Source organism: Microvirga terricola (assembly GCF_011777495.1).
GTDB classification, from domain to species: domain Bacteria; phylum Pseudomonadota; class Alphaproteobacteria; order Rhizobiales; family Beijerinckiaceae; genus Microvirga; species Microvirga terricola.
The window spans coordinates 52,333-78,355 of record NZ_JAATJS010000005.1; the positions used below are offsets into that span (position 1 = coordinate 52,333).

Annotated in this window: 26 protein-coding genes and 1 other RNA gene; 4 read left to right on the forward strand and 23 right to left on the reverse strand. The window is 63.0% G+C overall.

The window, feature by feature from the left end; genetic code table 11:
- The first annotated feature begins 79 nt into the window (after nucleotides 1–79).
- A complete protein-coding gene (locus HB375_RS14935; RefSeq protein ID WP_167673811.1) occupies nucleotides 80–3,235 on the forward strand; it encodes an efflux RND transporter permease subunit in 3,156 nt (1,051 codons plus the stop codon).
- A 67-nt stretch (nucleotides 3,236–3,302) separates the two neighbouring features.
- On the opposite strand, the gene HB375_RS14940 is transcribed toward HB375_RS14935, so the two are convergent.
- From HB375_RS14940 to HB375_RS14975, 8 genes are all read right to left on the reverse strand, one after another.
- Nucleotides 3,303–5,009 carry a methyl-accepting chemotaxis protein gene (locus tag HB375_RS14940; RefSeq protein ID WP_167673812.1) on the reverse strand — a complete coding sequence of 569 codons (1,707 nt, stop codon included), beginning with the start codon at nucleotides 5,007–5,009 and terminating at the stop codon, nucleotides 3,303–3,305.
- Nucleotides 5,010–5,385: 376 nt separating this feature from the next.
- Nucleotides 5,386–6,102: an outer membrane protein gene (locus tag HB375_RS14945; RefSeq protein ID WP_167673813.1), complete on the reverse strand. Its 717-nt coding sequence runs from the start codon at nucleotides 6,100–6,102 to the stop codon at nucleotides 5,386–5,388.
- Between the two features lie 211 nt (nucleotides 6,103–6,313).
- Nucleotides 6,314–7,654: a phosphoglucosamine mutase gene (glmM, locus tag HB375_RS14950; RefSeq protein WP_167673814.1), complete on the reverse strand. Its 1,341-nt coding sequence runs from the start codon at nucleotides 7,652–7,654 to the stop codon at nucleotides 6,314–6,316.
- Nucleotides 7,655–7,882: 228 nt separating this feature from the next.
- Nucleotides 7,883–9,799, reverse strand: coding sequence for an ATP-dependent zinc metalloprotease FtsH (gene ftsH, locus HB375_RS14955; RefSeq protein ID WP_167673815.1), 1,917 nt, complete (start codon nucleotides 9,797–9,799; stop codon nucleotides 7,883–7,885).
- 147 nt (nucleotides 9,800–9,946) lie between these two features.
- Complete coding sequence (gene tilS, locus HB375_RS14960) at nucleotides 9,947–10,930, reverse strand: tRNA lysidine(34) synthetase TilS (protein WP_167673816.1); 984 nt, start codon at nucleotides 10,928–10,930, stop codon at nucleotides 9,947–9,949.
- Nucleotides 10,931–10,989: 59 nt separating this feature from the next.
- Nucleotides 10,990–11,919: a tol-pal system protein YbgF gene (gene ybgF, locus HB375_RS14965; RefSeq protein ID WP_167673817.1), complete on the reverse strand. Its 930-nt coding sequence runs from the start codon at nucleotides 11,917–11,919 to the stop codon at nucleotides 10,990–10,992.
- 256 nt (nucleotides 11,920–12,175) lie between these two features.
- A complete protein-coding gene (pal, locus tag HB375_RS14970; RefSeq protein WP_425515185.1) occupies nucleotides 12,176–12,673 on the reverse strand; it encodes a peptidoglycan-associated lipoprotein Pal in 498 nt (165 codons plus the stop codon).
- Nucleotides 12,674–12,816: 143 nt separating this feature from the next.
- The gene (locus HB375_RS14975; protein ID WP_167673818.1) at nucleotides 12,817–13,137 is read right to left on the reverse strand and encodes a hypothetical protein; all 321 of its coding nucleotides are present in this window, start codon (nucleotides 13,135–13,137) and stop codon (nucleotides 12,817–12,819) included.
- Here HB375_RS14975 and HB375_RS14980 point away from each other — a divergent pair.
- On the forward strand, nucleotides 13,136–13,756 hold the full coding sequence (locus HB375_RS14980) for an HdeD family acid-resistance protein (protein WP_167673819.1): 621 nt from the start codon (nucleotides 13,136–13,138) through the stop codon (nucleotides 13,754–13,756). The genes HB375_RS14975 and HB375_RS14980 overlap by 2 nt on opposite strands.
- Nucleotides 13,757–13,803: 47 nt before the next feature.
- Here the strand turns inward: HB375_RS14980 and tolB are convergent, their stop codons facing one another.
- From tolB to tolQ, 4 genes are read right to left on the reverse strand one after another with little or no spacing between them, the layout of a single operon-like run.
- Nucleotides 13,804–15,159: a Tol-Pal system beta propeller repeat protein TolB gene (gene tolB, locus HB375_RS14985; protein ID WP_167673820.1), complete on the reverse strand. Its 1,356-nt coding sequence runs from the start codon at nucleotides 15,157–15,159 to the stop codon at nucleotides 13,804–13,806.
- Between the two features lie 34 nt (nucleotides 15,160–15,193).
- Entirely contained in the window at nucleotides 15,194–16,285 is a 1,092-nt protein-coding gene (tolA, locus tag HB375_RS14990; RefSeq protein WP_167673821.1) for a cell envelope integrity protein TolA, read from the reverse strand.
- Between the two features lie 27 nt (nucleotides 16,286–16,312).
- Nucleotides 16,313–16,759 carry an ExbD/TolR family protein gene (locus HB375_RS14995; RefSeq protein WP_167673822.1) on the reverse strand — a complete coding sequence of 149 codons (447 nt, stop codon included), beginning with the start codon at nucleotides 16,757–16,759 and terminating at the stop codon, nucleotides 16,313–16,315.
- Nucleotides 16,760–16,771: 12 nt separating this feature from the next.
- A complete protein-coding gene (gene tolQ / locus HB375_RS15000) occupies nucleotides 16,772–17,491 on the reverse strand; it encodes a protein TolQ (protein ID WP_167673823.1) in 720 nt (239 codons plus the stop codon).
- A gap of 264 nt (nucleotides 17,492–17,755) precedes the next feature.
- Between tolQ and HB375_RS18280 the strand changes: the two genes are divergently transcribed.
- Both HB375_RS18280 and HB375_RS18285 read left to right on the forward strand, forming a co-directional pair.
- Nucleotides 17,756–17,950, forward strand: coding sequence for a nuclear transport factor 2 family protein (locus HB375_RS18280; RefSeq protein ID WP_246728527.1), 195 nt, complete (start codon nucleotides 17,756–17,758; stop codon nucleotides 17,948–17,950).
- Nucleotides 17,951–17,962: 12 nt separating this feature from the next.
- Entirely contained in the window at nucleotides 17,963–18,124 is a 162-nt protein-coding gene (locus tag HB375_RS18285; protein WP_246728528.1) for a hypothetical protein, read from the forward strand.
- Nucleotides 18,125–18,227: 103 nt separating this feature from the next.
- On the opposite strand, the gene ybgC is transcribed toward HB375_RS18285, so the two are convergent.
- From ybgC to HB375_RS15060, 11 genes are all read right to left on the reverse strand, one after another.
- Nucleotides 18,228–18,638 (reverse strand): tol-pal system-associated acyl-CoA thioesterase, encoded by a 411-nt coding sequence (gene ybgC, locus HB375_RS15010; protein WP_167673931.1) that lies wholly within the window; start codon nucleotides 18,636–18,638, stop codon nucleotides 18,228–18,230.
- Between the two features lie 848 nt (nucleotides 18,639–19,486).
- Nucleotides 19,487–20,536 (reverse strand): Holliday junction branch migration DNA helicase RuvB, encoded by a 1,050-nt coding sequence (gene ruvB, locus HB375_RS15015; protein ID WP_167673824.1) that lies wholly within the window; start codon nucleotides 20,534–20,536, stop codon nucleotides 19,487–19,489.
- A gap of 34 nt (nucleotides 20,537–20,570) precedes the next feature.
- On the reverse strand, nucleotides 20,571–21,188 hold the full coding sequence (gene ruvA / locus HB375_RS15020) for a Holliday junction branch migration protein RuvA (RefSeq protein ID WP_167673825.1): 618 nt from the start codon (nucleotides 21,186–21,188) through the stop codon (nucleotides 20,571–20,573).
- Nucleotides 21,189–21,326: 138 nt separating this feature from the next.
- The gene (gene ruvC, locus HB375_RS15025) at nucleotides 21,327–21,830 is read right to left on the reverse strand and encodes a crossover junction endodeoxyribonuclease RuvC (protein WP_167673826.1); all 504 of its coding nucleotides are present in this window, start codon (nucleotides 21,828–21,830) and stop codon (nucleotides 21,327–21,329) included.
- A gap of 104 nt (nucleotides 21,831–21,934) precedes the next feature.
- Entirely contained in the window at nucleotides 21,935–22,681 is a 747-nt protein-coding gene (locus HB375_RS15030) for a YebC/PmpR family DNA-binding transcriptional regulator (RefSeq protein ID WP_167673827.1), read from the reverse strand.
- Between the two features lie 133 nt (nucleotides 22,682–22,814).
- On the reverse strand, nucleotides 22,815–23,486 hold the full coding sequence (locus tag HB375_RS15035; protein ID WP_167673828.1) for an exopolysaccharide biosynthesis protein: 672 nt from the start codon (nucleotides 23,484–23,486) through the stop codon (nucleotides 22,815–22,817).
- A 66-nt stretch (nucleotides 23,487–23,552) separates the two neighbouring features.
- Nucleotides 23,553–24,374 carry a TIGR00282 family metallophosphoesterase gene (locus HB375_RS15040; protein ID WP_167673829.1) on the reverse strand — a complete coding sequence of 274 codons (822 nt, stop codon included), beginning with the start codon at nucleotides 24,372–24,374 and terminating at the stop codon, nucleotides 23,553–23,555.
- A gap of 9 nt (nucleotides 24,375–24,383) precedes the next feature.
- Nucleotides 24,384–24,968 carry a 5-formyltetrahydrofolate cyclo-ligase gene (locus tag HB375_RS15045; protein WP_167673830.1) on the reverse strand — a complete coding sequence of 195 codons (585 nt, stop codon included), beginning with the start codon at nucleotides 24,966–24,968 and terminating at the stop codon, nucleotides 24,384–24,386.
- Nucleotides 24,969–24,973: 5 nt separating this feature from the next.
- A non-coding RNA gene (gene ssrS / locus HB375_RS15050) (6S RNA) lies at nucleotides 24,974–25,128 on the reverse strand.
- Between the two features lie 45 nt (nucleotides 25,129–25,173).
- Nucleotides 25,174–25,542: a cell division protein ZapA gene (locus HB375_RS15055; RefSeq protein WP_167673831.1), complete on the reverse strand. Its 369-nt coding sequence runs from the start codon at nucleotides 25,540–25,542 to the stop codon at nucleotides 25,174–25,176.
- Nucleotide 25,543: 1 nt separating this feature from the next.
- Entirely contained in the window at nucleotides 25,544–25,837 is a 294-nt protein-coding gene (locus HB375_RS15060) for a DUF4164 domain-containing protein (RefSeq protein WP_167673832.1), read from the reverse strand.
- Nucleotides 25,838–26,023 lie beyond the last annotated feature (186 nt).

A 26,023-nucleotide genomic window follows, 5' to 3' on the forward strand; every position in this document is an offset into this window, starting at 1 on the left:
CCTTCGTGGAGAGGAGAGTCACGTGACGCTACGTTTCATAATTGCTCGCACCTTGCTCTAACCCGGATCGAATAGAGCCATGCAGGTTTCCGACATCTTCATCCGCCGCCCCGTCTTCGCCGTCGTGGTCAGCCTGCTGTTGATCGTGGGGGGCTTCTCCTCGCTGTCGAACCTGCCGGTGCGCGAATATCCGAGCGTGGACAAACCCGTCGTCTCGATTTCCACGATCTATCGCGGCGCCTCGAACGAAGTGATCGAGAGCCGCGTGACGGAAGTTATCGAAGGCGCGGTCGCCGGCATCGAGGGCATCCGCCAGATCAACTCGCAGAGTCAGAACGAGCGTTCTTCGGTCTCGATCGAGTTCAACGTCGACCGCGATCCGGAAGCGGCAACCTCAGACGTGCGCGATGCGGTGTTCCGCATCGTGGGACGCCTGCCGGACGGCGTCGACCAGCCCGTCATCCGTAAAGTGGACGACAACGCTTCCGCCATTCTCTGGGTCAGCGTGACTTCCACCGGCCTCGATGCGCTCGAACTCAGCGACTTCCTGAAGCGTGTCTATGTGGACCGCCTCTCGACGCTGCCGGGCGTCGCGAACGTGTATCTGGCGGGTGAGCGCCGCTACGCCATGCGCCTGTGGGTCGACCGCGCGGCGCTTGCAGCCCGTAACCTGACGGTTCAGGACATCGAAAGCGCGATCAAGAAGCAGAATGTCGAACTGCCGGGCGGACGCATCGAATCCTCGCAGCGCGAATTCACCGTGAAGACGGATTCGCGCCTCTCCACCCCGCGTGAATTCGAGCAGGTCATCATCTCCAACAAGAACGGCTACCTCGTGCGCCTCGGCGAAGTCGCCAAGGTCGAAGTCGGCCCGGAAGATACACGCTTCGAGTTCTACGATTCCGGCAAGACCGCGGTGGGCATCGGCATCGTGCGCCAATCGACCGCCAACACGCTCTCGGTGGCCGACGACGTGCGCGCGGAACTCGGCAAGCTCAAGTCCTCCCTGCCGCCGGGCACATCGGCGGAGGTTTCGTACGACGAAAGCCAGTTCATTCGCGCCTCCATCAACGGCGTGCTGCACACGCTCATCGAGGGTCTCCTCCTCGTCATCCTGGTGATCGTCCTCTTCCTGCGCGACTGGCGTTCCACCATCGTGGCGATGGTGGCGATCCCGGTTTCGATCATCGCCGCCTTCATGGTGATGAGCTTCTTCAACGCCTCCATCAACGTGCTGACGCTGCTCGCCATCGTGCTCGCCATCGGCATCGTGGTGGACGACGCCATCGTGGAGATCGAGAACGTCCATCGCCGCATCGAAGAAGGGCAGCCTCCGCTCCTCGCCTCCTTCGACGGTGCGCGCGAAATCGGCTTCGCGGTCATCGCGACCACGGCGACCCTCATGGCCGTGTTCGTGCCACTGGCGTTCATGACCGGCAACACCGGTAAGCTCTTCCGCGAATTCGCGATCACGCTTGCAGCCTCCATCTTCTTCTCCGGCGTCGTGGCGCGCACGCTCACCCCGATGCTGTGCTCGAAGCTGATGGTGCCCGCCCACGGACGGATCCAGACGATGACGGAGCCGTTCTTCACTGGCATGAACAACGTCTATCGCCGCATCCTGTCGCGCGCGCTCAAAGCACCGCTCGTGATCCTGGCCGTGGGCGTTGCGGTGTCATTCACCGCCTATGGATTGTTCAAGTCGCTGCCGCAGGAATTCGCGCCGACGGAAGATCGCGGCGCCATCATCATCCAGGTCACCGGACCGGAAGGCGCGAGCCTCGACTACACCCGCGACCGCATCAAGGAGATCGAGCGTCAGCTCATTCCTTATCAGGAGAAGGGCATCGTCGCGTCGATCACCAGCCAGGTCGCGCCCGGCTTCGCGCGCCCCTCGCCGGTCAATGCGGGCTTCATCATCGTGCGCCTCGTCCCCTGGGACAAGCGCACCATGAAGCAGCAGGACCTGACGCAAGAGCTGATCTCGAAGGTCTCCAACTTCCCCGGCGCGCGCGCCTTCCCGACCAATCCGGCTTCGCTCGGCCAGCGCGGCAACTCGCAGCCGATCCAGTTCGTGCTCGGCGGTCCGGACTATGACACGCTGCGCGAATGGCGCGATATCGTGATGCAGAAGGCGCAGGAGACCGGCCTCTACATCAACATGGATTCCAACTACAAGGAATCGCAGCCCGATATCCGCGTGCGCATCGACCGCGCCCGCGCCGCCGATCTCGGCGTGTCCATCGACGATATCGGCCGCACGCTGGAACTGGTGTTCGGTGAGACGCAGATTTCCACCTTCGTCAATCGCGGCGAGGAATACCCCGTCATCATCCGTGGCCGCCCGCAGGATCGCGCGACGCCGAACGACCTGACCAACACCTTCATCCGGTCGGGAACGGGCGAACTGGTGCCCCTCTCCTCCTTCGTGTCGCTAACCGAATCCGCTGCGCCGCAGACCCTGAACCGCTTCGACCGCCTGCGCTCGATCACGATTCAATCGTCGTTGCGGCCGGGCGTGTCCATCGGCGAGGGTCTCGATACGCTCCAGAAGATCGTGCAGCAGAACCTGCCGGCGGAAGCGCGCATCGGCTACACGGGCCAGTCCAAGGACTTCCGCGAAGCGTCGGGCGCGATCTATGTCACGTTCGGCATGGCGCTCCTCGTGGTGTTCCTGGTGCTCGCGGCGCAGTTCGAGAGCTGGATCAACCCGTTCATCATCATGCTCACCGTGCCGCTCGCCGTCACCGGCGGTCTTGCGGCGCTGGTCATGACGGGCCAGTCGCTCAACATCTACAGCCAGATCGGCATGATCCTGCTCATCGGCCTGATGACGAAGAACGGCATTCTGATCGTCGAATTCGCCAACCAGCTGCGCGAACGCGGCTATGGGGTCCGCGAAGCTGTGATCGAAGCATCCGTGCTGCGCCTCCGCCCGATCCTGATGACCTCGATCGCCATGATCGGCGGCGCGATCCCCCTCGCGTGGTCGACGGGTGCGGGCGCTGAATCGCGCAGCGCCATCGGCTCGGTGATCGTCGGCGGCGTGACGCTCTCCACCCTTCTCACCGTCCTCGTGGTGCCGTCGATCTACCTGCTCATCGGCGGCTACACCAAGCCCGCCACTTACGTGAGCGACCTGCTCGACGAGCTGCGCGCCAAGACAGGCCTCAAGCCGCACGGCGAGGATGTCGAGCCTCGGCGTCACACGCCGCCGCCCCATCCGGCGGAGTGATCGCTCCAAAAAACAAAAAAGCCCGCCTGCATGAGAGTGCAGGCGGGCTTCTTTTTTGGGTCTCAGATTAGGCAGCGCGGACGTTCGCGAGGAACTGGCCGACCTGTGAGCGCAAGAGCTCGGATTGTTCGGAGAGATCGGAGGCTGAGGTCAACACCTGGGCCGAGGCCGCGCTCGACTCTTCCGCCGCACGCGTCACGCCCGTGATGTTGGAAGACACCTCCGCCGTACCCTGCGAGGCCTGCTGGACATTGCGCGCAATCTCCTGCGTCGCCGCGCCCTGCTGCTCGACCGCCGCTGCAATGGCCGTTGAGGTCTGGTGGATAGTGCGGATCACGTTGGTGACGTTTTGGATCGCATTGGCGGATTCAGCGGTCGAGGCCTGGATCTCCTGGATCTGCGTGGCGATTTCGCTCGTCGCTTTCGCCGTCTGTTCCGCCAGCACCTTCACCTCCTGCGCCACAACCGCGAAGCCCTTGCCCGCCTCACCGGCGCGCGCGGCCTCGATGGTGGCGTTGAGTGCGAGCAAGTTGGTCTGGCTCGCAATGCTGCTGATGAGGTTCACCACGTCTCCGATACGGCTTGCCGCATGCGAGAGGCGCTGCACCTTCTCGGCGGTGGCGTCGGCATCTGTCACTGCGGCAGTTGCGATGCGCGCGGAATCGGCAACCTGGCGCGCGATCTCCTGCACGGAGATCGAGAGTTCCTCGGCCGCTGCGGCAACCGTCTGCACGTTGGTGGAAGCTTCTTCTGAAGCGCTCGCCACAGCGAGCGACTGGACGGAGGTTTCCTCGGCGGCGGCGGTCATGGAATGGGCGGAACCCTGGAGCTGGGTTGCGGCGGAGGACACCGCCATCACCACGGCTCCGACGGCCTTTTCAAAACCCTCCGCCAGCTGATGCATCGCGGCCTGCTTCTCGGCTTCGCTGCGAGCCTTGGCCGCTTCTTGCTCCTTCTCAAGACGGATCTTCTCCAGCCCATTCTCACGGAAGACGAGCGCCGCGCGGGCGACATCGCCCACTTCGTCCTTGCGGTTGGCACCGGTAATCGCGCTGGAGAAATCGCCATTCGCGAGCCGCTGCAACACGGCGACTGCGGAGCGAATGGGTCGCGCAATACCGAACTGTCCGAGCAGGAAACCGAAGGCTAGGCCAACCGCGACACCGATCCCGGCAACAACCATGAGATGTTTTGAGGCCTGAAGATACTCAGCCGTCGCGTTGTCGGAGACTGCCTGCAGGCGGTGATCGAGCTTTTCGCTTAAGGTCCGCACGGCGACCCTGAGCTTGGTTGCCGCTGCCAGGCTTCCCAACGTTTCCTCACGCAGCCTGCGCATCTCATCGGAAGCCTCGTAGTTCTTCACGGCGTTGGCGGCGACCAGAGTTGAATCAAGTTCGGTGCGATAGGCCGCAGCAAGTCGTTCGATTTCATGCAACGCGTCCTGATCTTCCGTTTCCACGTTCTGGTGAAGGCTGTTGAGACGCGAGTCAAATTCAAAAGTATCTTTCGCGATCTGGGCACGGACGGCATCGATCGTCTCCGGACGGGGATCGCCAGACAGGCGGAACTCTCCGGAGTTCATCGACAGAATGTTGACGCTGATGCGGGTGGCTGCCAAGGCGCCGTTTGATGCGCGCTCCATGGCGTCAGTTGCATCATTGAGTGAACTCAACGAGCGAACGCCGAGAGCGCTCAGCGCAACCGCGATGAGGGAGAGAAAGACGACGATCATCAAGATCTTCGGAAGAATCCGAAAGCGCGAGAGAAAAGACATGAAAGGCACCCCGTGAACCTAAGTTCAGCCCATTGCTTAGAAGCGTCCGACAGCGCCGAGCGGCAATTATATAAACTCGTGAGAATTTATACTTATTTTCTCTTATGCTGCCGCTACGATATGTACCGCTGAAGAATGAAGTAAAATTTAATAACCGTTAGTTTTCAGACACGTAGCAGGGCATACCAATACTTGTAATTATAAGGGGGCCCGCGAGCCTCGAGACCAAGTGCGAGCGGGCATGACAATGCACTGACCCACAAAGCTCGCGCCTGTCTCAGCACAGCTCAGAGCTGGGAAAAATTTTCTGCTGTAACGGAAGCGGGCGGCGAGTATCCAGCACGGATCGCTGTGCTCGCCGTCGAGACTGAAAGGCTCAGTCGAACCGATAGCGCGCGCCGATGCGCAGCTCATGGGCGGCAACGGCATTGGCGCGCAAGGGAATGTCTGCGCCTTCAAATCCCGTGCGGGTATTGCCGAGATGCGTGTAGCGATAGCCGAGATCGAGCGTCAAGTTGCTCGTGATGTCGAAGGCAATGCCGGCCATGAGCGTCCAGGCGAACGCATTTTGGGTGCGCGACCGCAATGGTACGAGCTGCGCCGCATCTGAGATGACCGCAAGGCGATTGCCGCTGTCGAACCGGTTGCTGCTCACGCCGATGCCGGCGCCGAGATAGGGTGTGATGCTCTCCCAGAACGCGAGATCGACATAACCGTTGGCGAGAAAGGTCGTGGCCTCGAAATCCGTGCGATCCTGCGCATAGTTGGCAGAGGACGAGAAGCGCGCGCCGCGAAATGCCGCCTCGAAGTGGTGATCGACGGTCACATCGGCGCGCAGCCACGGCGCGAAACGATACCCGACACCGCCGCTGATCACCAGATCCCGCGCGAAACGCGACTTGATGAGGGGTGGCACCTCGTCGGACCCGAAATCGCGGCCGCGCCGCGCGACGATTTTGTCGACGACGCCGATGTCCCCGCGCAGATACCAGCTGGCCTCATCGCCGCTCTCCTCGAGAACGGGAGCCGGAGGAAGATCGGCGGCGAGCGCCGGCAATCCCGTCGCGCCGAGGGCCAGAGCGACCAAAGTCATTCTCGTCGAACGCAAAGCGGGCTTCTCCGCAGTTACTGAATTCCGAAGCACTCCGGCAAGGAGCGCCCGCGTGTAACCCTAGAGCGGAGAGGTAAAGGGGTGATTAACCTTAATGGAACGCGTCGTTACGCGCCTAAAAGCAGACGTTCCTGTAAAAAAGATATCGGCGGGACAAGCCCGCCGACGATTGAGCAACGAAAACGCGTCCGGCTTACGACGCCGCGCGGGAGACGGCATCCACCACGTCATCGACCACGCGATTGACGAGATCGCCATCATCGCCCTCGCCCATCACGCGGATGACCGGCTCCGTGCCGGAGGGTCTGATGACGAGGCGGCCATGCGCGCCCAAGCGCTCGCGTCCGGCCTCGATGGCCTTGACGACCGTTTCGTTCTGCAGCGGCTTGCCGGATTTGTAGCGCACGTTTTTCAGCACCTGCGGCAGCGGCTCGAAGCAGTGGCAGACCTCCGACACCGGCTTGTCCAGCGTCTTCACGACGGCAAGCAGTTGCAGCGCCGCAATCAGGCCGTCGCCGGTCGTCGTGTAATCCGACATGATGATATGGCCGGATTGCTCGCCGCCGAGATTGAACCCGTGCGAGCGCATATGCTCCAGTACGTAGCGGTCACCGACCGCAGTACGCACGAGATTGAGGCCGAGATCGCCGAGATAACGCTCGAGGCCGAGATTGGACATGATGGTGGCGACGATGCCGGGCTGGGTCAGGCGGCCATCGTCCTTCCACGAGCGCGCGACGACGCCCATGAGCTGGTCGCCATCGACCTTCTGGCCCTTCTCGTCCACGATCAGCACCCGGTCCGCGTCGCCATCGAGCGCAATGCCGATATCGGCGCGCAGCTCGCGCACCTTGTTGATCAGCGCATCCGGCGCGGTCGATCCCACCTCGGCATTGATGTTGAAACCGTTGGGCTCAACGCCGATTGACATGACCTCTGCACCGAGTTCCCACAACGCGGCGGGTGCCACCTTGTAGCCCGCGCCATTGGCGCAATCGATCACCACCCGCATGCCTTCGAGATCGAGCTGGCGCGGCAGGGTGCGCTTGGCGAATTCGATATAGCGCGCATCCGCGCTGTCGATGCGCTTGGCCCGGCCGAGGTCCGCCGAACCGGACAGGCGGGGTTTGATGTCGGAATCGATCAGCGCCTCGATTTCGAGCTCGATCTCGTCATTGAGCTTGAACCCGTCCGGACCGAACAGCTTGATGCCATTGTCCTCATAGGCGTTGTGCGAGGCCGAGATCATGACGCCGAGATCGCAGCGCATGGAGCGTGTGAGCATTGCAACTGCAGGCGTCGGCATCGGGCCGAGCAGCAGCACGTCCATGCCGACCGAGGTGAAGCCCGCCACGAGCGCGTTCTCGATCATGTAGCCGGACAGGCGGGTGTCCTTGCCGATGATGACCCGGTGGCGATAGTCGCCCCGCTGGAAGGTCAGGCCCGCCGCCTGTCCGACCTTGAGGGCCAGATCCGGCGTGATGAGCTTATTGGCGCGGCCGCGGATGCCATCGGTCCCGAAGTATTTGCGCACGTTCTTATTCTCCGAATGCCGCAGCGCTGATATGCGCCTCGCTTGTCTCAAAGCAACCTCACCAAAAAGGGTCAAGTCTCCCGCGGCCGATCATACCATCACAAGTGATGAGCGATTGTTACAAGCGTTAACAAGCCCTCCATGCCGCAGCGAGATATCTTAAGACATCCAAAGAAAAACGCCCGCTGAAACCAGCGGGCGTTCTTTAATCATCTGGAAGCTTGGCTTTTAAGCCTGCGGTTGAGGCTCCATGCCGCCATCGGTGCGCGGGCGGCCACGGCCCGCGGTCGGCACGGCGGAGCCGCGGGTCGAAGAGACTGAATCGCCCGAATCGCGGATCGGCGGCTGGCCGTCGATCAGGTTGCGGATCTCGTCGCCGCTCAGGGTCTCGTATTCGAGCAAGCCCTGGGCCAGAGTTTCGAAGGCCGCTTCCTTTTCTTCGAGGATGCGCCGCGCCGTGCTTTCGCCCTCCTCGATGAGGTTTCTCACCTCGATGTCGATCAGCATGGCGGTCTCTTCAGAGATGTTGACGCTCTGAGCGACCGAATGCCCGAGGAAAACCTCCTGCTCGTTGGCTTGATAGCGCACACGGCCGAGTTTGTCGGACATACCCCACTGCATGATCATGGAGCGGGCCAACTGGGTCGCCATCTGGATGTCGCCCGTTGCGCCATTGGTGACCTTTTCCGGGCCGAACTTCTTGATCTCGGCCTCGCGGCCTCCGAACAGGATCGCGAGCCGCGAGACGCACCATTCGCGCGTGAGACTGTGACGGTCGCCCTCGGGCAACGACATCACCATGCCGAGCGCCCGGCCACGGGGAATGATGGTCGCCTTGTGGATCGGGTCGGCCTTGCTGACGTTCAACGCCACGATGGCGTGACCGGCTTCGTGATAGGCCGTGTTCTCCTTTTCCTCCGCCGACATGGCCATCGAGCGGCGCTCTGCGCCCATCATGACCTTGTCCTTGGCGTCGTCGAATTCGAGCATCGTGACGATGCGCTTGCCGCGGCGCGCGGCGAGCAAAGCCGCCTCGTTGACGAGGTTCATCAGGTCGGCGCCGGAGAATCCGGGCGTTCCACGGGCGACGACCCTGAGATCGACGTCCGGGGCGAGCGGAACTTTACGCACATGTACGCGAAGGATGCGCTCGCGCCCCGCGACATCCGGGTTGGGAATGACGACCTGCCGGTCGAAGCGGCCCGGACGCAGCAGCGCCGGGTCGAGAACGTCAGGGCGGTTGGTGGCCGCGATGATGATGATGCCTTCGTTTTGCTCGAAGCCGTCCATCTCCACCAGCAGCTGGTTGAGGGTCTGCTCACGCTCGTCGTTACCGCCGCCGAGGCCGGCGCCGCGATGGCGGCCGACCGCGTCGATCTCGTCGATGAAGATGATGCAGGGCGCGTTCTTCTTCGCCTGGTCGAACATGTCGCGCACGCGGGATGCGCCGACACCCACGAACATTTCGACGAAGTCGGAACCCGAAATGGTAAAGAACGGCACGTTCGCTTCGCCCGCGACCGCGCGCGCGGTCAGGGTCTTACCCGTGCCGGGCGGGCCGACGAGCAGCACGCCGCGCGGAATGCGTCCGCCGAGCCGCTGGAACTTTTGCGGATCGCGCAGGAATTCCACGATCTCCTGCAAGTCTTCCTTGGCCTCATCCACGCCCGCGACGTCGTCGAAGGTCACGCGGCCATGCGCTTCGGTGAGAAGCTTGGCCTTGGACTTGCCGAAGCCCATGGCGCGGCCCGCACCATTCTGCATCTGCCGCGACAGAAACACCCACGCGCCGATGAAGAGCGCAATCGGCAGGATGTTCATGAGAACGGCGATGAACCAGGGTGTCGAGTCGGATTGCGGACGTGCGTTGATCTGCACGCCCTTTTGCTGCAGCTTCGACACCAGCATCGGGTCGTTGGGCGCATAGGTCGTGAAGTTGCGGCCGTCCGTGTAGGTGCCGCTGATCTCGGGGCCGGAAATGACCACGTTCGAGATGCGCCCCGCATCCGCGTCGCTGAGAAGCTGGCTGTAGGCGATGTCACTGCCGCCGCTGCGATGGCCGGGACTCTGGAACAGCGTTACAAGCGCCAGCACCAGGAGGAAGATGACCACCCACAAGGCGAAGTTGCGGAAATTTGAATTCATCGGATCAGATTCTGCCCCAGAGGGAGATGAAGCATGGAGGACTATCTCCCCATGCGGCTAAACTCAATGTAGGCATACCGTTTCCCCTTGCCAAGAGAATGAGGCGGGGGTGCGGCATGAACCGGCGGATATAGATAAGAACGATGCCTAACGTCCGCGCCGGCGCGGCGGTTCGGGCCGGATCGAAAGGATTCCCGCCCGGTCGAGACGGATCAACGCCCCGGCAATCGTCAGGCGCAAGCCTTCGCCCGTCGCATGGGCCACCTGGAGCCGCTCGAGGCAGGCTTCGAGCCGGTTAAGCCGGCTCGCCTCCAAGCCGATCCCCGCCTCGGAAAGTGCTTTCACAAGCACTCGCAGGGCGATCTCGTAGGGCTCATCCGTCAGGAATTGCGCTTTCAGGTCAAGGGCCTTGCCCTCGAAAACCGGCTCAGCGCGACAAAAGGCGTCCGCCGCCTTGGCCTCCAAAGCCTCGTCCGCCCGCGCAATCCGCTCTGCGAGGCGGGAAAGCCGCTCCGCCGTCAGCCCCTCGGCGGCGAACGCAGGCATAAGCTTGCGCCAGCGCACCCGCGCGAAGCGCTCATTCGCGTTCGACGGGTCGGTGACGAAACGCCACCCCTCGCCTTCACAAAGCTCGACCAAGGCTTTTTTCGAAATGTCGAGCAGCGGCCGAATGTGACGGATGCCGTCGCGGTCGCGCTCCCGGCGCATCCCCGCAAGACCTGAAAGGCCGGAGCCGCGCGCCATGCGCATCAGCACCGTCTCGGCCTGGTCGTCGAGCGTATGGGCGGTGGCGAGATGGGTCGCACCCTCCTCGCGGGCGTGCTGAAGCAAGAGGCGATAGCGCGCCTCGCGGGCCGCCTCCTGCAACCCGGCCTCGGGCTTCGGCCCAGTCCAAACCAAGGTCCTGTGAGGAAGTCCCAGAGCGGCCGCCTCCCGCGCGACAAAGGCGGCTTCATCGGCGGATTCAGGCCTCAGGCCGTGATCGACGGTGGCGACGAGAATGGAAGGGCGCGGGCTTTCGGGCTTCCAGCGCGCAAAAAGGTGCATCAGGGCGATGGAATCGGGGCCGCCCGACACAGCGAGGAGAACGCGGTCAGCCCCCAAAAAGGGAGCAAAGACGGCATCCAGCATCTCGCCAGATAAAAGAGAATGGGATGGTGCGCGGTCGGTCACGCTTCAGCGAGCGGCTTTTAAGCGCATTTGGCGCGTTTCAATTCGCGCTCTGCGCCCTGGCGCACATTGGCCGAGGCCTGCGGATATTTGCGGCCGACTTCCGCGAAAACGGCGCAGGCCCGGTCGCGGGCGCCCAAGCCGTTGAGCGCGACGCCGAGCCGCAAAAGGGCTTCAGGCGCGCGGGGCGTGTTGGCGTGATCGGTGGAGACGTTCAGGAACTGCTCCGCCGCCTCGCGGTAACGGCTGCGCTGAAGGTAGGTTTCGCCCAAGAAGAACGCGGCGTCCGGCACCAGCTTGTCGCGGGGGTTCGATTGCAGGAAGCGGCGGAAGCCCATTTCCGCCTGCTCGTATTGCTGCTGGGTGTAAGAGGCATAAGCCGCTTCGAAATCCGAACGCGGATCACCCACGCTCGTCGCCGCCACGCTCGGGCCGGGGCGTACTGCCGGAGCCGCGGGGACTTGCGGCTGCGGCGCGGCAGCGACAGCCGACTCATCCTCCTCGATCAGATCGCCGATCCCGGCGAGCTTGCCGCCAGGCAACGTGAGGGGGCGGCCCGGATCGTTCGAAGCGGTGAGCGGGGCCGAGGGAGCCGTCGTTCCCAGAGGACGCGGGGCGCCGGGAGATTCCGGCGCATCGGTCGGCTCGAACACGTCGCTCCGCTTCTGCGGCTGAGGCTGCGCGGGACGCGAGGGCGTCGTGGTCGACGGCGCGGCCTTGGACCCGCCGCGGTTTTCCTGGAAGCGGAACTCCACGTCCTCCTGGAACTTGCGCAGCTGGTCTTTCAGCTGACGGTTTTCGAATTGAAGCTGCTCGACCTGCCCGGACAGCTGCCGGAACTGGTTTTCGAGCCGGTTGAGACGCACGATCGCATCGGAGGCATCCTGCGCGGCGGCAGGTAAGGCCAGGCCCGTGGCGATGGCGAGAAAGACGATCAGGCGGCGGAACATCGGGGGTACCGTGCGAGGTCTAAGTGGTTATCCGATAACACAAATGCGCCGCCACGGCGAGATTGTGGCGGCGCGTCTCCCCTCCCCCTTGCGGGGAGGGGTTGGGGTGGGGGTCGAAAAGTCAAAACGCGGCCCCGGCAACGATCTGCCAAGGCCGCTACAATGCGTGATGAATTTCACGTCTCACCCCGTCGAACCACCCCCACCCTGACCCTCCCCGCAAGGGGGAGGGAAAAGGCGGAGGGAGAGTTTGCCTTTACGAGCGTGCGCCCGCTTCGAGCACCGTCACCGAGCGACGGTTCTGCGACCAGCACGAGATGTCGTTGCAGACCGCGACCGGACGCTCCTTGCCGTAGGACACGGTGCGGAAGCGCGAGGCCTGGATGCCGCGCGAGATCAGGTAGTCGCGCACGGTCTGCGCGCGGCGAGCGGAAAGCGAGAAGTTGTATTCGCGGGTGCCGCGCTCGTCCGCGTGACCTTCCACGATGAAGGTATATTGCGGATAGCGGGTGAGCCACTGGGCCTGCTTGTCGAGGGTCGCCACCGCGGTGGGAGTCAGGTCCGTCTGGTCGGTTTCGAAGAACACGCGGTCGCCCACGTTCACGACGAAATCCTGGGCGCTGCCCGGCGTTGCGGCGCCGCCGACCCCGAACCCGCCGGCCCCATCGGCGCCATCTTTGTTGGACGAACACGCCGCCGCCCCGAGGGCGAGGACGATGGCAGCGGCGAATTTGACGGCGCGCAACGTCATCATGGCAATTACTCCTTACACATACGTCTGCCGAAACGTTGTGTTTTCTATAATCAGGCGATGGTTAAGGGAGGGTTCCGTCAACCTTGATGGCGGGTTGAGAAAGAGGGTGAATCAGTGCCAGGTTTTGAAACTTGGCTTTACGGTTAATCCTGTGTGAATGCGGCAAAGAGGTGGCGTTCTGCCGCCCGATTGAGGGCATCAAGGAATTCATCCCCAGACCTCTCGAAACGAGACCGAAACCCTCTCTCGCGCGTTGAAGGAAAGGTGGTGGATGCGGTCTGTCGAGCATCCTTTTCGCTGCCGTCGGCGGCGAAAAAGCTCAGGCGTATCCCGTAGCGGGCGGCTGGCAAAAACGAGGGATCCCGGCGCTTCTTCGCCGCAATCCGGAAACCAACCGTCGCGCTTGAACGTTGAAAATATGCCTTTCCGCAGAGGCAGCGTTTGTCCTCAAAGGAGACGACCATGATCAGCGGAACTTCAACTCCCTCTTCGCCCTTCGAAGAATCCGGCCCGATGAGTTCGCTTCTTGCGAAGAACTGGTGGGCGGTCGCCCTTCGGGGCGTCTTCGGCATCATCTTCGCACTCATCGCTTTCTTCATGCCGGGCGTGACACTTCTGTCGCTGGTGTGGGTTTTCGCCGCTTACATGCTGGTCGACGGAATCTTCGGCATCGTCGCGGCCGTACGCGCGGCGTCCGCCAATCAGCGCTGGGGCCTCCTGGTCCTCGAAGGCCTCGTGGACATCGCCGTCGGCGTCATCGCCTTCATGTGGCCGGGCCTGACGGTGCTGTTCTTCATCACCCTGATGGCGATCTGGTCCCTGATCACCGGCGTGCTGATGATCGCCTCGGCGTTCAAGCTGAACCGGGAATACGGGCGCGGCTGGCTGATCTTCAGCGGCATCGTGTCGATCCTGTTTGGTATTGCGCTGCTGGTCGCCCCGCTCGTCGGTGCGGTGGTGCTGACTTGGTGGCTCGGAGCCTATGCGCTGGTCTTCGGCATCAGCCTGATCGTTCTCGCGTTCAAGCTGAAGGGCCACCACGACCGCATGCGCCACACCACGGCGGCTCCGCACGGCGTGTAAGCGCAAACGAAAACGGGGCGCTCGTGAGAAGCGCCCCGTTTCAAACCTTACTGCTTGTTCTCGCTCAGGAGCGGCGACCATGTCGGGTCCGACGCGAAGGACGGCGTCGGCACCGGCTGCTCCACACGGCCGGTGATGTCGACCATGTAGATCTTGCCGCCGGCCTGTCCGCCGGGATCGCGGAAGAACAGGATGTACTGGCCGTTCGGAGCCCAGGTCGGGCTCTCGTTGTGGAAGCCTTCCGTCAGAATGCGCTCACCCGAACCATCCGGCTTCATGATGCCGATGGCGAAGCCGCCCGCGCGTTGCTTCGTGAAGGCGATGTAGTCGCCACGCGGCGACCAGGCCGGCTGCGAATAGGAGCCATCACCGAAGGAGATGCGGCGCTGGTCCGAGCCGTCCACATTCATCACGTAGATCTGCTGCTTGCCGCCGCGGTCGCTCTCGAACACGATCTGCCGACCATCGGGCGAAAAGGAGGGCGAGGTGTCAATGGCGCCCGTCGAGGTCAGGCGCGTGGTGGCCTGCGAGCCCAGATTCATCATGAAGATGTTGGCGTTGCCGCCCTGTTGCAAGCTCATGACGATGCGCTGTCCGTCCGGAGAAAAGCGCGGCGAGGACGCCATGTCGGGGAAATTGCCCAGGATCTGGCGCGAACCGGTTTCGAGATTGATCACCTGAACGCGCCCCTGCTGACCCTCCACCTGCGACATGTAGGTGATGTCCTGCGTGGCGGGCGAATAGCGCGGCGTCACGACGGAGGTGTCGCCTTGAGTCAGGAAACGCACATTCGCGCCGTCCTGGTCCATGATGGCGAGCTTCTTGCGGCGGCTCTCCTTCGGACCGGATTCGTCGACGAACGCAATGCGCGTATCGAAGAACCCACCGACGCCCGTAATCTTGGTATAGACCGCATCGGAAATAATGTGGCCGACGCGGCGCCAGAAATTCGGATCGGTGACATATTGCTGGCCGGTGAGCTGCTGCCCTGACGCGACATCCCAAAGTCGGAATTCCGCCTTCAACCTACCCGAAGGATCGCGCGACACGCGGCCTGTCACGAGTGCCTGCGCGCCAGCCATTCTCCATGCATCGAAACGCGGCGCTGCGTCGAACGCGGGGCGCTCAGGGAAGCGCGACTTGTCGAGAGGGATGAAGTAGCCGGAGCGCTGCAGATTGTTGGCGATGATGCCTGAAACACGCTGGCCGAGATCGCCCTCGCCCGCGAAGTCGGCAACGGCGATGGGCATAGGCTGAAAGCCGCCGCGGCGCACATCCAACACAATTTCAGCGCGTGCCGAGACCACCGTCAGCAACGCACCGAAGACGAGGGCGAGAGCCGCTGGTCCAAACCGTTTTGCCCAATTCACCACGGAAATTGGCTGGACAATGAAAGCTGTCATTTTTGGAGGATCCATCCTGTCCGAGAATTGTCGGTCAAACATCACGCGGGTCGAAATTGATCACGAGACTTTTCCAGTCTTCGTAATACGGCATGTATCTGGCATTGATCTTCAATGGCGAGCATTTGCGAGCTGCGCGGATCGCGCTGTCCGCGACGGAGCGGAAGAGAGTATCTGCCGAATTGTTGTTTAACACGGCAGGATCATCCGATAGCGAACCGTCCTGATTCAGCCTGATGCGCACAGTCGCAACTGGCGGATTGGCAGCGGTTTGTGACGCGACCGGTGGATTCCAACAGTTGTGGAGCTGTTGCGAAATGTCGCCCTTGAGCGCGTCCAACATGCTCGGGCTAAGCTTCGCGGCGGTTCCTGTCTGCGTGCCAAGCGAAGGCGCCTTATTGACTTCCGCACCCGTCGAACCGGAGGACTGGTTTTTCTCCTTGTTGTCGAGCATCTTGCGGATGTCGGAGAGGTCGAGCTTCTTTGCGAGTTCGGCTTCCTTGCGGGCTTTTGCTTCCGCCTCCGCCTTGGCCTTGGCGTCGGCGATCCTCTTGGCCTCCGCGTCCGCTTTAGCCTTCGCCTCGGCTTCCGCTTTTGCCTTGGCTTTCGCCTCTGCTTCAGCCTTCGCCTTAGCCTGGGCTTCCGCCTCGGCCTTTGCCTTGGCGGCCGCCGCCTTCGCCTGCTCGAGGGCCTCGGCTTCCGCCTTCTCGATCAGCTTGCGCTCCTCTTCCGCCTTCACCTCGGCGGGCTTGGAGGGCGGCGTCGGAGGTGGAGCCTGGCTCGCGACCGGCTCTTCCTTATCCGCGACCTTCATGTCGTCGGGGCGCTTCGGCGGAGCGGGCGTGTCGCGCTTGTCCTCACCGGGGTCACGCTCTTCCACCTTGTCAGCGACGCGCTCCACGCGCGGCTTCGGCGTCGGCTGTACTTCCTTTGCCGTCTTGTCGCCCTTGGTGATCTGCGACAGCTGATTGTCGGTAATGACCTCGACGGGAATGCCTTCTTCCGCTTCCGGCAATTTGTGGAACGACGACAGACCGATCAGGGCGCCGGCGATGAGCAGCACATGCCCAACGCCCGAGACCCAGAAGCCCGGCTCCGAGGAGTTGAATTTGAGCTTCAACGCCACCGTCGTTCGCCCTCAAACATGACCCGCTCAGCGCGGGTCGATTTCCGTCACGAGCGCGACGCGCTTGTAACCGGCCGTCGTTACGATGGACATGATCTGCGCGACACGGCCGTAATCGACCTTCTTGTCGCCGCGCACGAAGATGCGCTCGTCGAACCCGCTCTTCGCCACTTCCGCGAGCTTGCCGACGATGGCCTCGTCAACAAGTTCGGTCTCGCCCAGGAAAACCTGCCCCGATGCCTTGATGGTCAAGGCGACGGGCTTCGCGTCCGAATTGAGCGGCGCGGCCTTGGTCTGCGGTAGGTCGATAGGCACGCCTGCCGTCATCATCGGCGCAGCCACCATGAAGATGATGAGCAGAACCAGCGTGACGTCGATGAACGGCGTCATGTTGATTTCGTTGATCGCGCCGCCGCCACGCGCGCGACGCCTGCGGCGTCTGCCGCCCTTCGCCATGCCTGCTGCCGAAGCCATCGTCGCCCCCGTTTAAGCCGCGAGCGCGATGCGCTCGTCGATCTGGCGCGAGAGGATGGCCGAGAATTCGTCGGCGAAGCCCTCAAGCCGCGATTGCAGCTTGCCGACTTCCGATTGCAGCTTGTTGTAGGCCAGCACCGCCGGAATGGCCGCGAAAAGGCCGATGGCGGTGGCAAACAGCGCTTCCGCGATGCCGGGCGCAACGACAGCAAGGCTAGTGTTCTTCGATGCGGCAATCGCGGTGAACGAATTCATGATGCCGACCACCGTGCCGAAGAGACCGATGTAAGGACCGGCGGAACCGATGGAGGCCAAAATCATCAGACGGGAATCGAGCCGCTCGACCTCGCGCTGGATGGTGACGTCCAAAACCTTGTCGATGCGCTGGGCAAGGCTCTGAAACGAGCGGCCCGAGCCCTCGAAGGAGCGCTTCCACTCCCGCATGGCGGCGACGAACACGGCGGCGAGCCCCGTGGCCGGGCGGCTCTGGAGCGAGCGGAAAAGCTCTTCCAGCGACTGGCCTGACCAGAAAACGTCCTCGAAACGGTCCATGGCGCGCTTGGTGCGGGCAAAGAGCAGGGTCTTGTCGATGATGATGGCCCAGCACCACACGGAGGCCGCGAGCAACCCGATCATCACGAGCTTGACGACGAAATGGGCCTGCCAGAACAGGCCGAACAGGGACATGTCGTGGGCCACAGGGGCGGCCTGGGCCACATCAACCGGATTCATAGTCTCGTCCTCGCTCTCCGAGCGGCCCTCAAACAGGGGCCCCGCACGTGTTTGGGAAAATCTTTTCGCGTGATGGTGTTCGTTCGCCCCGGATTCTGTCGAAAATAAGGGCGTTCGGGCAGCAACACGCGGATCTCTCCCCTCCGTTGCCTGTTAAGCACAGAGTAAGGTTAAAGCTTGGTTTAAACGGGGCTACCCGAGCCCTAATCGCCTGCGATTCATCTGGAATTTCCGGCCGACAGACGAGCATCAAGGATAGGAATGATGACAGCGGATCCCAGCGAGATCGTGCAAGCCCAGCTCGACGCCTATAACGCGCGCGATATCGAGGCCTTCATGTCCTATTGGGCCGAGGATGCCCAATATTTCGCCTTTCCGTCGGAGCTTCTTGCAAGCGGCGCAGCGCAGATCCGCGAGCGGCACATAGTCCGCTTCACCGAGCCGAACCTCTTTGGGTAGCTGGTCAAGCGCATGACGTTAGGCAATCTCGTCATCGACCAGGAGATCGTGACCCGCACCTTTCCGGAGGGGCCGGGCCGCATCGACGTGATCGCGATCTACGAGGTTGTGGGCGACAGGATCGCGAAGGCCTGGTTCAAGATCGGCACGCCGGTTTTCAACCACGCGTCCTGACTAGAACTTGATCATGTCTCCTTGAAACATTGATCAAGCTCTCGATTCTTTATTGCCGCATGATCCGGGCGAACAACCGGTGTCCACTTGTTCTGATCATGCTCTAGTCGCCGAGCGGCGTCAGCGCGGCGCGCAACTCGTCCGGAATCCGCACCGCGCGCCCGCCCTTGACGGCGGCGACCATCACTTCGGCGGACACCAGCACCTCGTCGCCCCGCCGCACCTCCTGCGCAAGCGTCATCGACGCGCCGCGCATCTCCTTCGGAAAGGTGACGACGGTCAGCACGTCGTCCATCAGCGCCGCGCCGCGAAAGTCGATGGCCATCTTGCGTACCACGAAGGCGAGCCCGCCCATGTCGGCATGCAGATCCGACTGGGCCACCTCAACCGCGCGCAACAGCTCTGTGCGTCCGCGCTCCATGAAGCGCAGATAACTCGCGTGATAGACCCGCGCGGAAAAATCCGTGTCCTCGTAATAGACGCGGAGAGGCAGAACGTGCGCGCCTTCGCGCATGAAGCCGGAGAGGTGGGTGAAGGCAGAGCTACGCTCCCCCGCTATCCCATCGTGCTCGGCCTCCCCTTGTGGTGACGAGCATTGGTTGCGCTTCTCAGACATCGGCAACCCTCACAGAAAACCCAACACAGCGCTTCCGTCTCCATCGCAACAAAGTCATAACCAATAGCCCCAAAAACCATATCGCCTGAATGGCCGCGAAAATCGGCCAAAACAGAAGTCCGAAAGCCAGCCAACAATTGTTAAAACTACACGACTTGAGTTGGAGTGGCGCTTCGACAAAAACCTCTGCAGGCTGACCCACCAGGGTCGGATCGACCGAGAGCACAGTCAGACGAACCCGGTTCAGGCCGGGACGGAGGAGGAATTTTGTTTGAGCACGAGACGGCGGTTGGGACCACCGTGCTGGCCTCCCATCAACCGTCTCCGTCGTCATTCGCCGCTGAAGTTGCTGGTGACTATAACCGTTTGCGGGCCAAGCCAAAAAATGGACAGGACCGGAGGCCTCGGAGGATAAGGACACCTTCACGGAGGCTCCGGGATTCTTGAAGACGAGCAGATTCGGCATGTCCTTGTCGGGGACAACCGTCGAATCCCCCATGCTCGCTTTGTTCGCGACGTCATTTTCGAACAACAACGAAAACTCAATCGGATTAGAGAAAGCCCTCAAGAGGCTAATTTGAAACTCGCGTCCAGGCACGAGTTCAATATTCGCTCTAGTCCAACTGCCCTCGATCACGCCTGCGAATAAATACGCGGCGAGCGCAGCGCTCACGGCAGCCCACGAGCCCCACAGAAGCCAATTAGTTCGAAACGAGAGCCCATCATCGTCGGATGCGCGGGGCTTCTCACTCATCCGCATCCCCCGCGAACAAACCGAACTGCGCCGAGGTCTCGCGCGTCGGCTCCGGCATGCCGAGATGCTTGAAAGCATGCGGCGTCAGAATGCGTCCGCGCGGAGTACGCTGCACGAAGCCCTTTTGGATGAGGTAAGGCTCGATGATGTCCTCAATCGCATCGCGCGGCTCGGACAGTGCGGCGGCGATGGTCTCGATACCCACCGGACCGCCGCCGAAGGAGGTTGCAATCATCGTCAGGTACTTGCGATCCATGAGATCGAGGCCGATGGGGTCGACGTCGAGGAGACGCAGCGACCTGTCCGCCAGTTCGCGGGAAACGATCTCGGCCCCCTCGACGATGGCGAAGTCGCGCACGCGGCGAAGCAACCGACCCGCGATGCGCGGCGTGCCACGGGCGCGGCGGGCGATTTCGTTTGCGCCCTCCTCGCTCATGTTGAGCCCCATCACCCGCGCACCACGGCGCACGATCAGCTCCAGCTCGTCCACTGTGTAAAATTCAAGCCGGATCGGAATGCCGAAGCGGTCGCGCAAGGGCGTGGTGAGAAGGCCCGCGCGGGTCGTAGCACCCACAAGCGTGAACTTCGGCAGCTCGATCTTCACCGAGCGCGCGGCGGGGCCTTCGCCGATGATGAGATCGAGCTGATAATCCTCCATCGCGGGATAGAGAATTTCCTCCACCGCCGGATTGAGGCGATGGATCTCGTCGATGAAGAGCACGTCGCGCTCTTCGAGGTTGGTGAGCTGCGCGGCAAGGTCCCCCGCCTTCGCGATGACGGGACCGGAGGTCGAGCGGAAATTCACGCCGAGTTCGCGCGCCACGATCTGCGCCAGCGTCGTCTTGCCGAGGCCAGGCGGGCCGACGAACAGCACGTGATCCAGCGCATCGCCCCGCGCCTTCGCGGCGTTGATGAACACCTGCAAATTGGCCCGCGCAGCCTTCTGGCCCGTAAAATCGTCGAGCGCCAGCGGCCGCAAGGAGGTCTCGAGATCGTCCTCGCGCTTTTCGGGAGTGAGCAAGCCGCTGCGGGAGCTGGTCAACGAATCTTACCTTTCAAACGGCGCCAAAAATGCGTTAGCGCGCCAATTCCTTCAAGCCTAACCGGATCAGCGTCTTCGCCTCCGGCGTTTCGCCCGCGTGTTTCAGTGCGGCGGCGATGGCGGCGGAGGCTTGGGCTTGCGGGTAGCCGAGATTGACGAGGGCGGAGACCGCGTCCGCTACCGGCACGGGGGCGCTCTTGTCCTCGACCGAATCCGACAGGCGGATGAGTGCCGGATCGACGCCGGAGAAGGCGGGCACCTTGTCCTTCAGTTCGGCAACGATGCGCTGCGCGAGCTTGGGGCCCACGCCCGGCCCGCGCGCCACAGCGGCTTTATCACTCGTGGCGATGGCAGTGCCCAAGGTGCCGGGATCGAGCACGGAGAGAATGCCGAGCGCCACCTTCGCGCCCACACCCTGCACGGTCTGGAGCAGGCGAAACCATTCGCGCTCCGCATCGGACTTGAAGCCGAAGAGGCGGATCATGTCCTCGCGGACATGGGTTTCGATGGAGAGAATCGCGGCCTCACCGGCAGGCGGGAGATTCTGCAGGGTGCGGGACGAGCAATGCACCACATAGCCGACCCCATGCACGTCGAGGATGATGAAGTCCTCGCCGTAGGAATCGATGACGCCTTTGAGTTTGCCGATCACGTTCTCATTTCCTCCTTTGTCATCCCCTCGAAGGCGGGGATCCATAGCCGCTGACCGCGCTCCTTTCGGAACCGTCAGTGGTTATGGATTCCGGGCTCGGCTGCGCCGCTCCGGAATGACAATGGTGCTCTGTAACACCTAAAACTTGGCCGCCAAAGCGCGGGCCTTGCGGTGGTGGGCGTGGGCGATGGCGATGGCGAGTGCGTCCGCCGCGTCGGCCTTTTTCGGATCGGCCTTCGGGAGAAGCACCTTCACCATGGCGAGGACCTGGCCCTTCTCCGCGTGGCCCACGCCGACCACGGTCTTTTTCACCTGGTTCGCGCCGTATTCCGCCACCGGCAACCCATGGAGCGCGGGGACGAGAAGCGACATGGCGCGGGCCTGGCCCAGCTTGAGGGTCGCCTGCGCGTCCTTGTTGACGAAGGTTTCCTCCACCGCGACCTCATCGGGCGTCCAGGTGGCCACCACATCCGTCAGCCGGTCGTGGAGCTGCTTGAGCCGCAGCGCGAGGTCGAGATCGCCGTCGGAGGTAACGACGCCGCAGGCAACATAGGAGAGCTTGGTTCCCTCGATGGTGATCACGCCCCAGCCTGTATTGCGCAGGCCGGGATCGAGGCCGAGGATGCGGATGCGTTCGGACAAAGTAGGCTCCCCACCGCCATGCCCGGGCTTGTCCCGGGCATCCACGTCTTTATCCGCCCGAAGGCAGGAATGACCGGATCAGTCCGGCCATGACGACAGGACGGTTACCCCGCCATCTTCTGCATGAGCGCGTCAGAGAGCTCGAAGTTGCCATAGACGTTCTGCACGTCGTCGTGCTCTTCCAGCGTTTCCATGAGCTTCATCAGCTTCTCGCCGGTCTCGTCATCGACGGCGACCGGGGTCTGGGGCTTCCAGACGAGTTTCGAGGCCTTGGGCTCGCCGAATTTTTCTTCCAACGCCTTGGTCACCTCGTTGAGAGAGGTCTGCTCGCAATAGATTTCGTGGCTGTGCTCGGAGGACACCACGTCCTCGGCGCCGGCGTCGATGGCGGCTTCCAGCACCGCATCGGCATCGCCGACTTCGGGGCCGAATTCCACGAGGCCGACCCGGTCGAACATGAAGGAGACCGCGCCGGTCTCGGCCAAGTTGCCGCCGCTCTTGGTAAAGTAGGAGCGGATGTCGGAGGCCGTGCGGTTGCGGTTATCGGTCATGGCCTCGACGATGATGGCCGCGCCGCCGGGACCGTAGCCCTCGTAACGGATCTCTTCGTAGTTCTCGCCGTCATTGCCCGCCGCTTTGTTGATGGCGCGCTGGATGTTGTCCTTGGGCATGTTCTCCGCGCGGGCCGCGAGGATGGCGGCGCGCAGGCGCGGGTTCATGTTGGGGTCGGGCATGCCCATCTTGGCGGCCACGGTGATTTCGCGCGCCAGCTTGGAAAAGACCTTGGAGCGCACCGCATCCACCTTACCCTTGCGGTGCATAATGTTCTTGAACTGGGAATGTCCGGCCATGGGGCCTCCGCTTACGCGGCCGAGGGCGTTGAAAAGGCCCGTCAGGCCACGGATGTTGACGATATGCGGCTTATAAAACGGTGTTGCGCCCGAGGGAAAGCCCCCCGGGCAATATTGCCCGCGCTTAAGGTTTTCAGATCCCGAACCAGCTCGACAGCCCCGCCCGGATCAGGTGGTACGAGGCCCCGAGAACCGTGGCGGTATAGGCCAAACCAGCCAGACCGATGAGATAACCCACGATCAGCAGGTAGCCATCCTCTTCCATGATCGCGATGGAGGCGATGACGAGCGCAATCGAGGGCGGAAAGTTGGTGCCGGGGAAGGGAATGAGCACCGAGAGCGCCACCAGCACGGCGAAAAACCCTGCCACCCGGTCGCCGAGCGGGCCGAAGAGCCTGGGCAATCTTGGGCGGCAATAGCTTTCGAGCTTTTTCATTTTCGGCTCGGCCAGGTCGATCAGGCGTTTGAAGGTCGCCGTCGAGACGCTTCGCCTCAGAATGAAGCCCGGAAGCCAGGGCTGGTGGCGCCCCAGCATCATCTGGATGCCGAAGATCAGGACCGGCGTTCCGACGATCCCGGCGATGCCCGGCGGGGCGGGCACGCAATTCGGCAGGCTGAAGAGGATCAGAACGAAACCGAAGGCGCGCTCGCCGAAGGCTTCGATGATCCGCCCTATGGTGATGGTGTCGCCTTGAGCGGTGTCGATGACGGCGCGCAGAACATCGGACGCACTTTTATGCTCAACAGCTCGATGGAGGGCGCTGCCCTCATCGGGCTCAGGAATGTGCCGATTATCCGCGTCCACCTGCCGCCTCCGTTGAGGGGACAGATGGGATGACGCTTAAGGCACGCCAAGAGCGGCGAGGCGCATTCAGTCCCAGAAGCGGGGCCAGGATTCCTCGAGATGCGGCCCGAGCCGCACGGCCGCGACGCGCACCGCGAGCCCCGTCCGGTCATCGGTCTCGATCGCAATGCCGGACAGCGTGGCCTCGCCGAGGGCGGGTTCCATGCGGGTGCCGGGCGTTTTCTGGAGGAAGCGGCGGATCGACTCCTCCTTCTGCATGCCGAGCACGGAATCGTAATCGCCGCACATGCCGGCGTCCGACATATAGGCCGTGCCGCCGGAGAGAACCCGGTGATCGGCGGTCGGCACATGGGTGTGGGTGCCAATCACGGCGCTGACCCGCCCGTCGAGGTGGTGGCCGAGGGCCTCCTTCTCGCTCGTCGCCTCCGCGTGCATGTCGACGATGATCGCGTCCGCCACCTGTCCGAGGGGGCAGGCCTCGATCTCCCGGTCGACGGCAGCGAAGGGATCGTCGAGGGCGTCCATGAAGAGGCGGCCCATGACGTTGATGACCAGAACCCTTTTGCCCGAAGGTGTGTCAATGAGGTTCGCGCCGCGCCCCGGCGTGCCGGGGGGATAATTCACCGGGCGCAGCAAGCGCGGTTCGCGCTCGATGAACACGAGCGTCTCGCGCTGGTCCCAGGAATGGTTGCCGAGCGTGATCGCGTCCGCGCCGGCCGTAATGACCTCGTCGCAGATCACCTCGTTGATGCCGAAACCTCCGGCCGCGTTCTCGCCGTTGATGACGACGCAATCGAGCTGCCAGCGGTCGCGAAGACCTGGCAATTTCTCGATCACCGCATTGCGGCCGGTGCGTCCGACGATATCGCCGAGGAAGAGGAGGCGCATGGCAAATCCTTAAAACGAACCGGCCCGAACGAGTTCGGTCTCGGTCACGATGATGTCGAGCGGACGGTCGTGAGGCTCGACGGGCACCTGCTCGATCTCCTGAACCGCATAAGCGAGGCCGATGGTCAAGATGCGATGGCGCTGCTCCAGCGCCGCGATGGCCCGGTCGAAATAGCCCTTGCCGTAGCCAATGCGTCCGCCGCGCCGGTCAAAGGCGAGGAGCGGCACGAGGAGCGCCACCGGCAAAGCCTCGGGCGCATCGGGATGCGGCTCCTGCACCCCGAAGCCCGCCGGAACCAGCGTATCCCCCGGCTGCCAGAGCCGGAAAGTCAGGTGCGGCTCGATCATTTGGGACAGCGCGACGCCCTGCCCGCGCGCGACCAGACCTTCCATGAGCGGGCGCGGATCGACCTCGCTGCGGATCGGCCAATAGCCGCCGATGGGGGTGAGGTCGTCGAGGTCTGAAAAGCCAAGGGCCCGCTCGGCGATGCGCTGCGACGCCTCGCGGCGAAAGACGTCATCCAGCGCCTCGCGGCGGGCAAAGGCCTCGCGGCGGAGCTGGTTCTTGAAATCGGGAGGGGCCAAGGTCGTCATGAGAGCGCGGAGCCGCAAAAGCCGTCGGAGATGCGATCCCGGGAACCTACATAAGTAGGTGGGCGCCGTGTATCCCGGTCCACGGACCGGGTAGGGACAGCTCCCTAAGGATCGTTAAGGCCCCGGGGAATTGTACTCCTGACGCGCCCCACAGCCCCGCCTTGTCTATGTAGTGACGATGGCGTGCGGGGGGAAGGGGAAAGTTTTATCCCTGCGCCGGCGCGTTCAAACTGCGTGCCAGCCGTTCGATCCGCTCGGCAGCTTTCTTGATGCCCTCGGCAGCGCGGGCTTCCACAAGCTGGGTGCGCTCGTCGCCGCTGGAAACGAAGCTTTTCAGCTCAGCGAGCTCGGCTTCGAGCGCCGCAACGCGCTCCTTCGTTTCGTGCATCTCGTCCGCGAGCGTAATCGCGGCCATGACGTGCAGGCGCATGTCGCCGATCTCGCCGAAGGTGGCGCGCATCTCCTCGATCTTGGAATCGAAGGCGGCGGCGAGGCCTTCCAAATGCTGCTCCTCGCCCTCGGCGCAGGCTATGCGATAGACGCGTCCGGCAATGGATACGGCAACCTGAGGCATCTCACTCCTCCCCCTCGTCGCGCTGCCCCGCCCCGGCCAGGACGCTTTGGACCTCGCCGATGGCCTGACGGACGCGGTGGCTGACATCCTCGGTCGCCGCCTCGAAACGGTGGAGACGGGTCAGAGCGCCGTCGAGCTCCACTGCGAGGCGGGCGCGGTCGTCCTGCATAAGCTGGAGTTCGGTTTCGAGGCCGCCCCGGCTCTTGTCCGCGTCCGTGCGCCGGGAGACGGAGGCTTCCAGGAGACTGAGGGCGCTTTCGAGCCTTTTCATCGCGTCGTCGAGGAGAGGGGTCATCGAGCCTCCGTGAGTCGCCAAGAGACTAGGCCTCCCGGCCCGCACCGGCAACGGTTCATCAGCGTTTGACGGGGGTAAGTCTTTGCGTTCAGCCTTTGACTCGCCCCGGGCGCGTGTTAAGGAGCCCTCGCCTTTCCCGACACACGCGGTCCGCTAAGGGCCGCCTTATAGATTTGTGGATCAAGA

Coding starts and splice junctions, on each gene's coding strand:
- tilS (WP_167673816.1), bottom strand. CDS start 10,930: ATGCTGGATGCCGTCTTTGCTCCCTTTTTGGGGGCTGACCGCGTTCTC.
- HB375_RS15030 (WP_167673827.1), bottom strand. CDS start 22,681: ATGGCCGGACATTCCCAGTTCAAGAACATTATGCACCGCAAGGGTAAG.
- HB375_RS15060 (WP_167673832.1), bottom strand. CDS start 25,837: ATGACCCCTCTCCTCGACGACGCGATGAAAAGGCTCGAAAGCGCCCTC.
- HB375_RS15055 (WP_167673831.1), bottom strand. CDS start 25,542: ATGCCTCAGGTTGCCGTATCCATTGCCGGACGCGTCTATCGCATAGCC.
- ftsH (WP_167673815.1), bottom strand. CDS start 9,799: ATGAATTCAAATTTCCGCAACTTCGCCTTGTGGGTGGTCATCTTCCTC.
- HB375_RS14935 (WP_167673811.1), top strand. CDS start 80: ATGCAGGTTTCCGACATCTTCATCCGCCGCCCCGTCTTCGCCGTCGTG.
- HB375_RS14975 (WP_167673818.1), bottom strand. CDS start 13,137: ATGGTCGTCTCCTTTGAGGACAAACGCTGCCTCTGCGGAAAGGCATAT.
- HB375_RS14940 (WP_167673812.1), bottom strand. CDS start 5,009: ATGTCTTTTCTCTCGCGCTTTCGGATTCTTCCGAAGATCTTGATGATC.
- HB375_RS15045 (WP_167673830.1), bottom strand. CDS start 24,968: ATGACGACCTTGGCCCCTCCCGATTTCAAGAACCAGCTCCGCCGCGAG.
- ybgC (WP_167673931.1), bottom strand. CDS start 18,638: ATGCGCGAAGGCGCGCACGTTCTGCCTCTCCGCGTCTATTACGAGGAC.
- HB375_RS15040 (WP_167673829.1), bottom strand. CDS start 24,374: ATGCGCCTCCTCTTCCTCGGCGATATCGTCGGACGCACCGGCCGCAAT.
- HB375_RS14945 (WP_167673813.1), bottom strand. CDS start 6,102: ATGACTTTGGTCGCTCTGGCCCTCGGCGCGACGGGATTGCCGGCGCTC.
- tolB (WP_167673820.1), bottom strand. CDS start 15,159: ATGACAGCTTTCATTGTCCAGCCAATTTCCGTGGTGAATTGGGCAAAA.
- HB375_RS14995 (WP_167673822.1), bottom strand. CDS start 16,759: ATGGCTTCGGCAGCAGGCATGGCGAAGGGCGGCAGACGCCGCAGGCGT.
- HB375_RS18285 (WP_246728528.1), top strand. CDS start 17,963: ATGACGTTAGGCAATCTCGTCATCGACCAGGAGATCGTGACCCGCACC.
- pal (WP_425515185.1), bottom strand. CDS start 12,673: ATGATGACGTTGCGCGCCGTCAAATTCGCCGCTGCCATCGTCCTCGCC.
- HB375_RS18280 (WP_246728527.1), top strand. CDS start 17,756: ATGACAGCGGATCCCAGCGAGATCGTGCAAGCCCAGCTCGACGCCTAT.
- HB375_RS14980 (WP_167673819.1), top strand. CDS start 13,136: ATGATCAGCGGAACTTCAACTCCCTCTTCGCCCTTCGAAGAATCCGGC.
- tolQ (WP_167673823.1), bottom strand. CDS start 17,491: ATGAATCCGGTTGATGTGGCCCAGGCCGCCCCTGTGGCCCACGACATG.
- ybgF (WP_167673817.1), bottom strand. CDS start 11,919: ATGTTCCGCCGCCTGATCGTCTTTCTCGCCATCGCCACGGGCCTGGCC.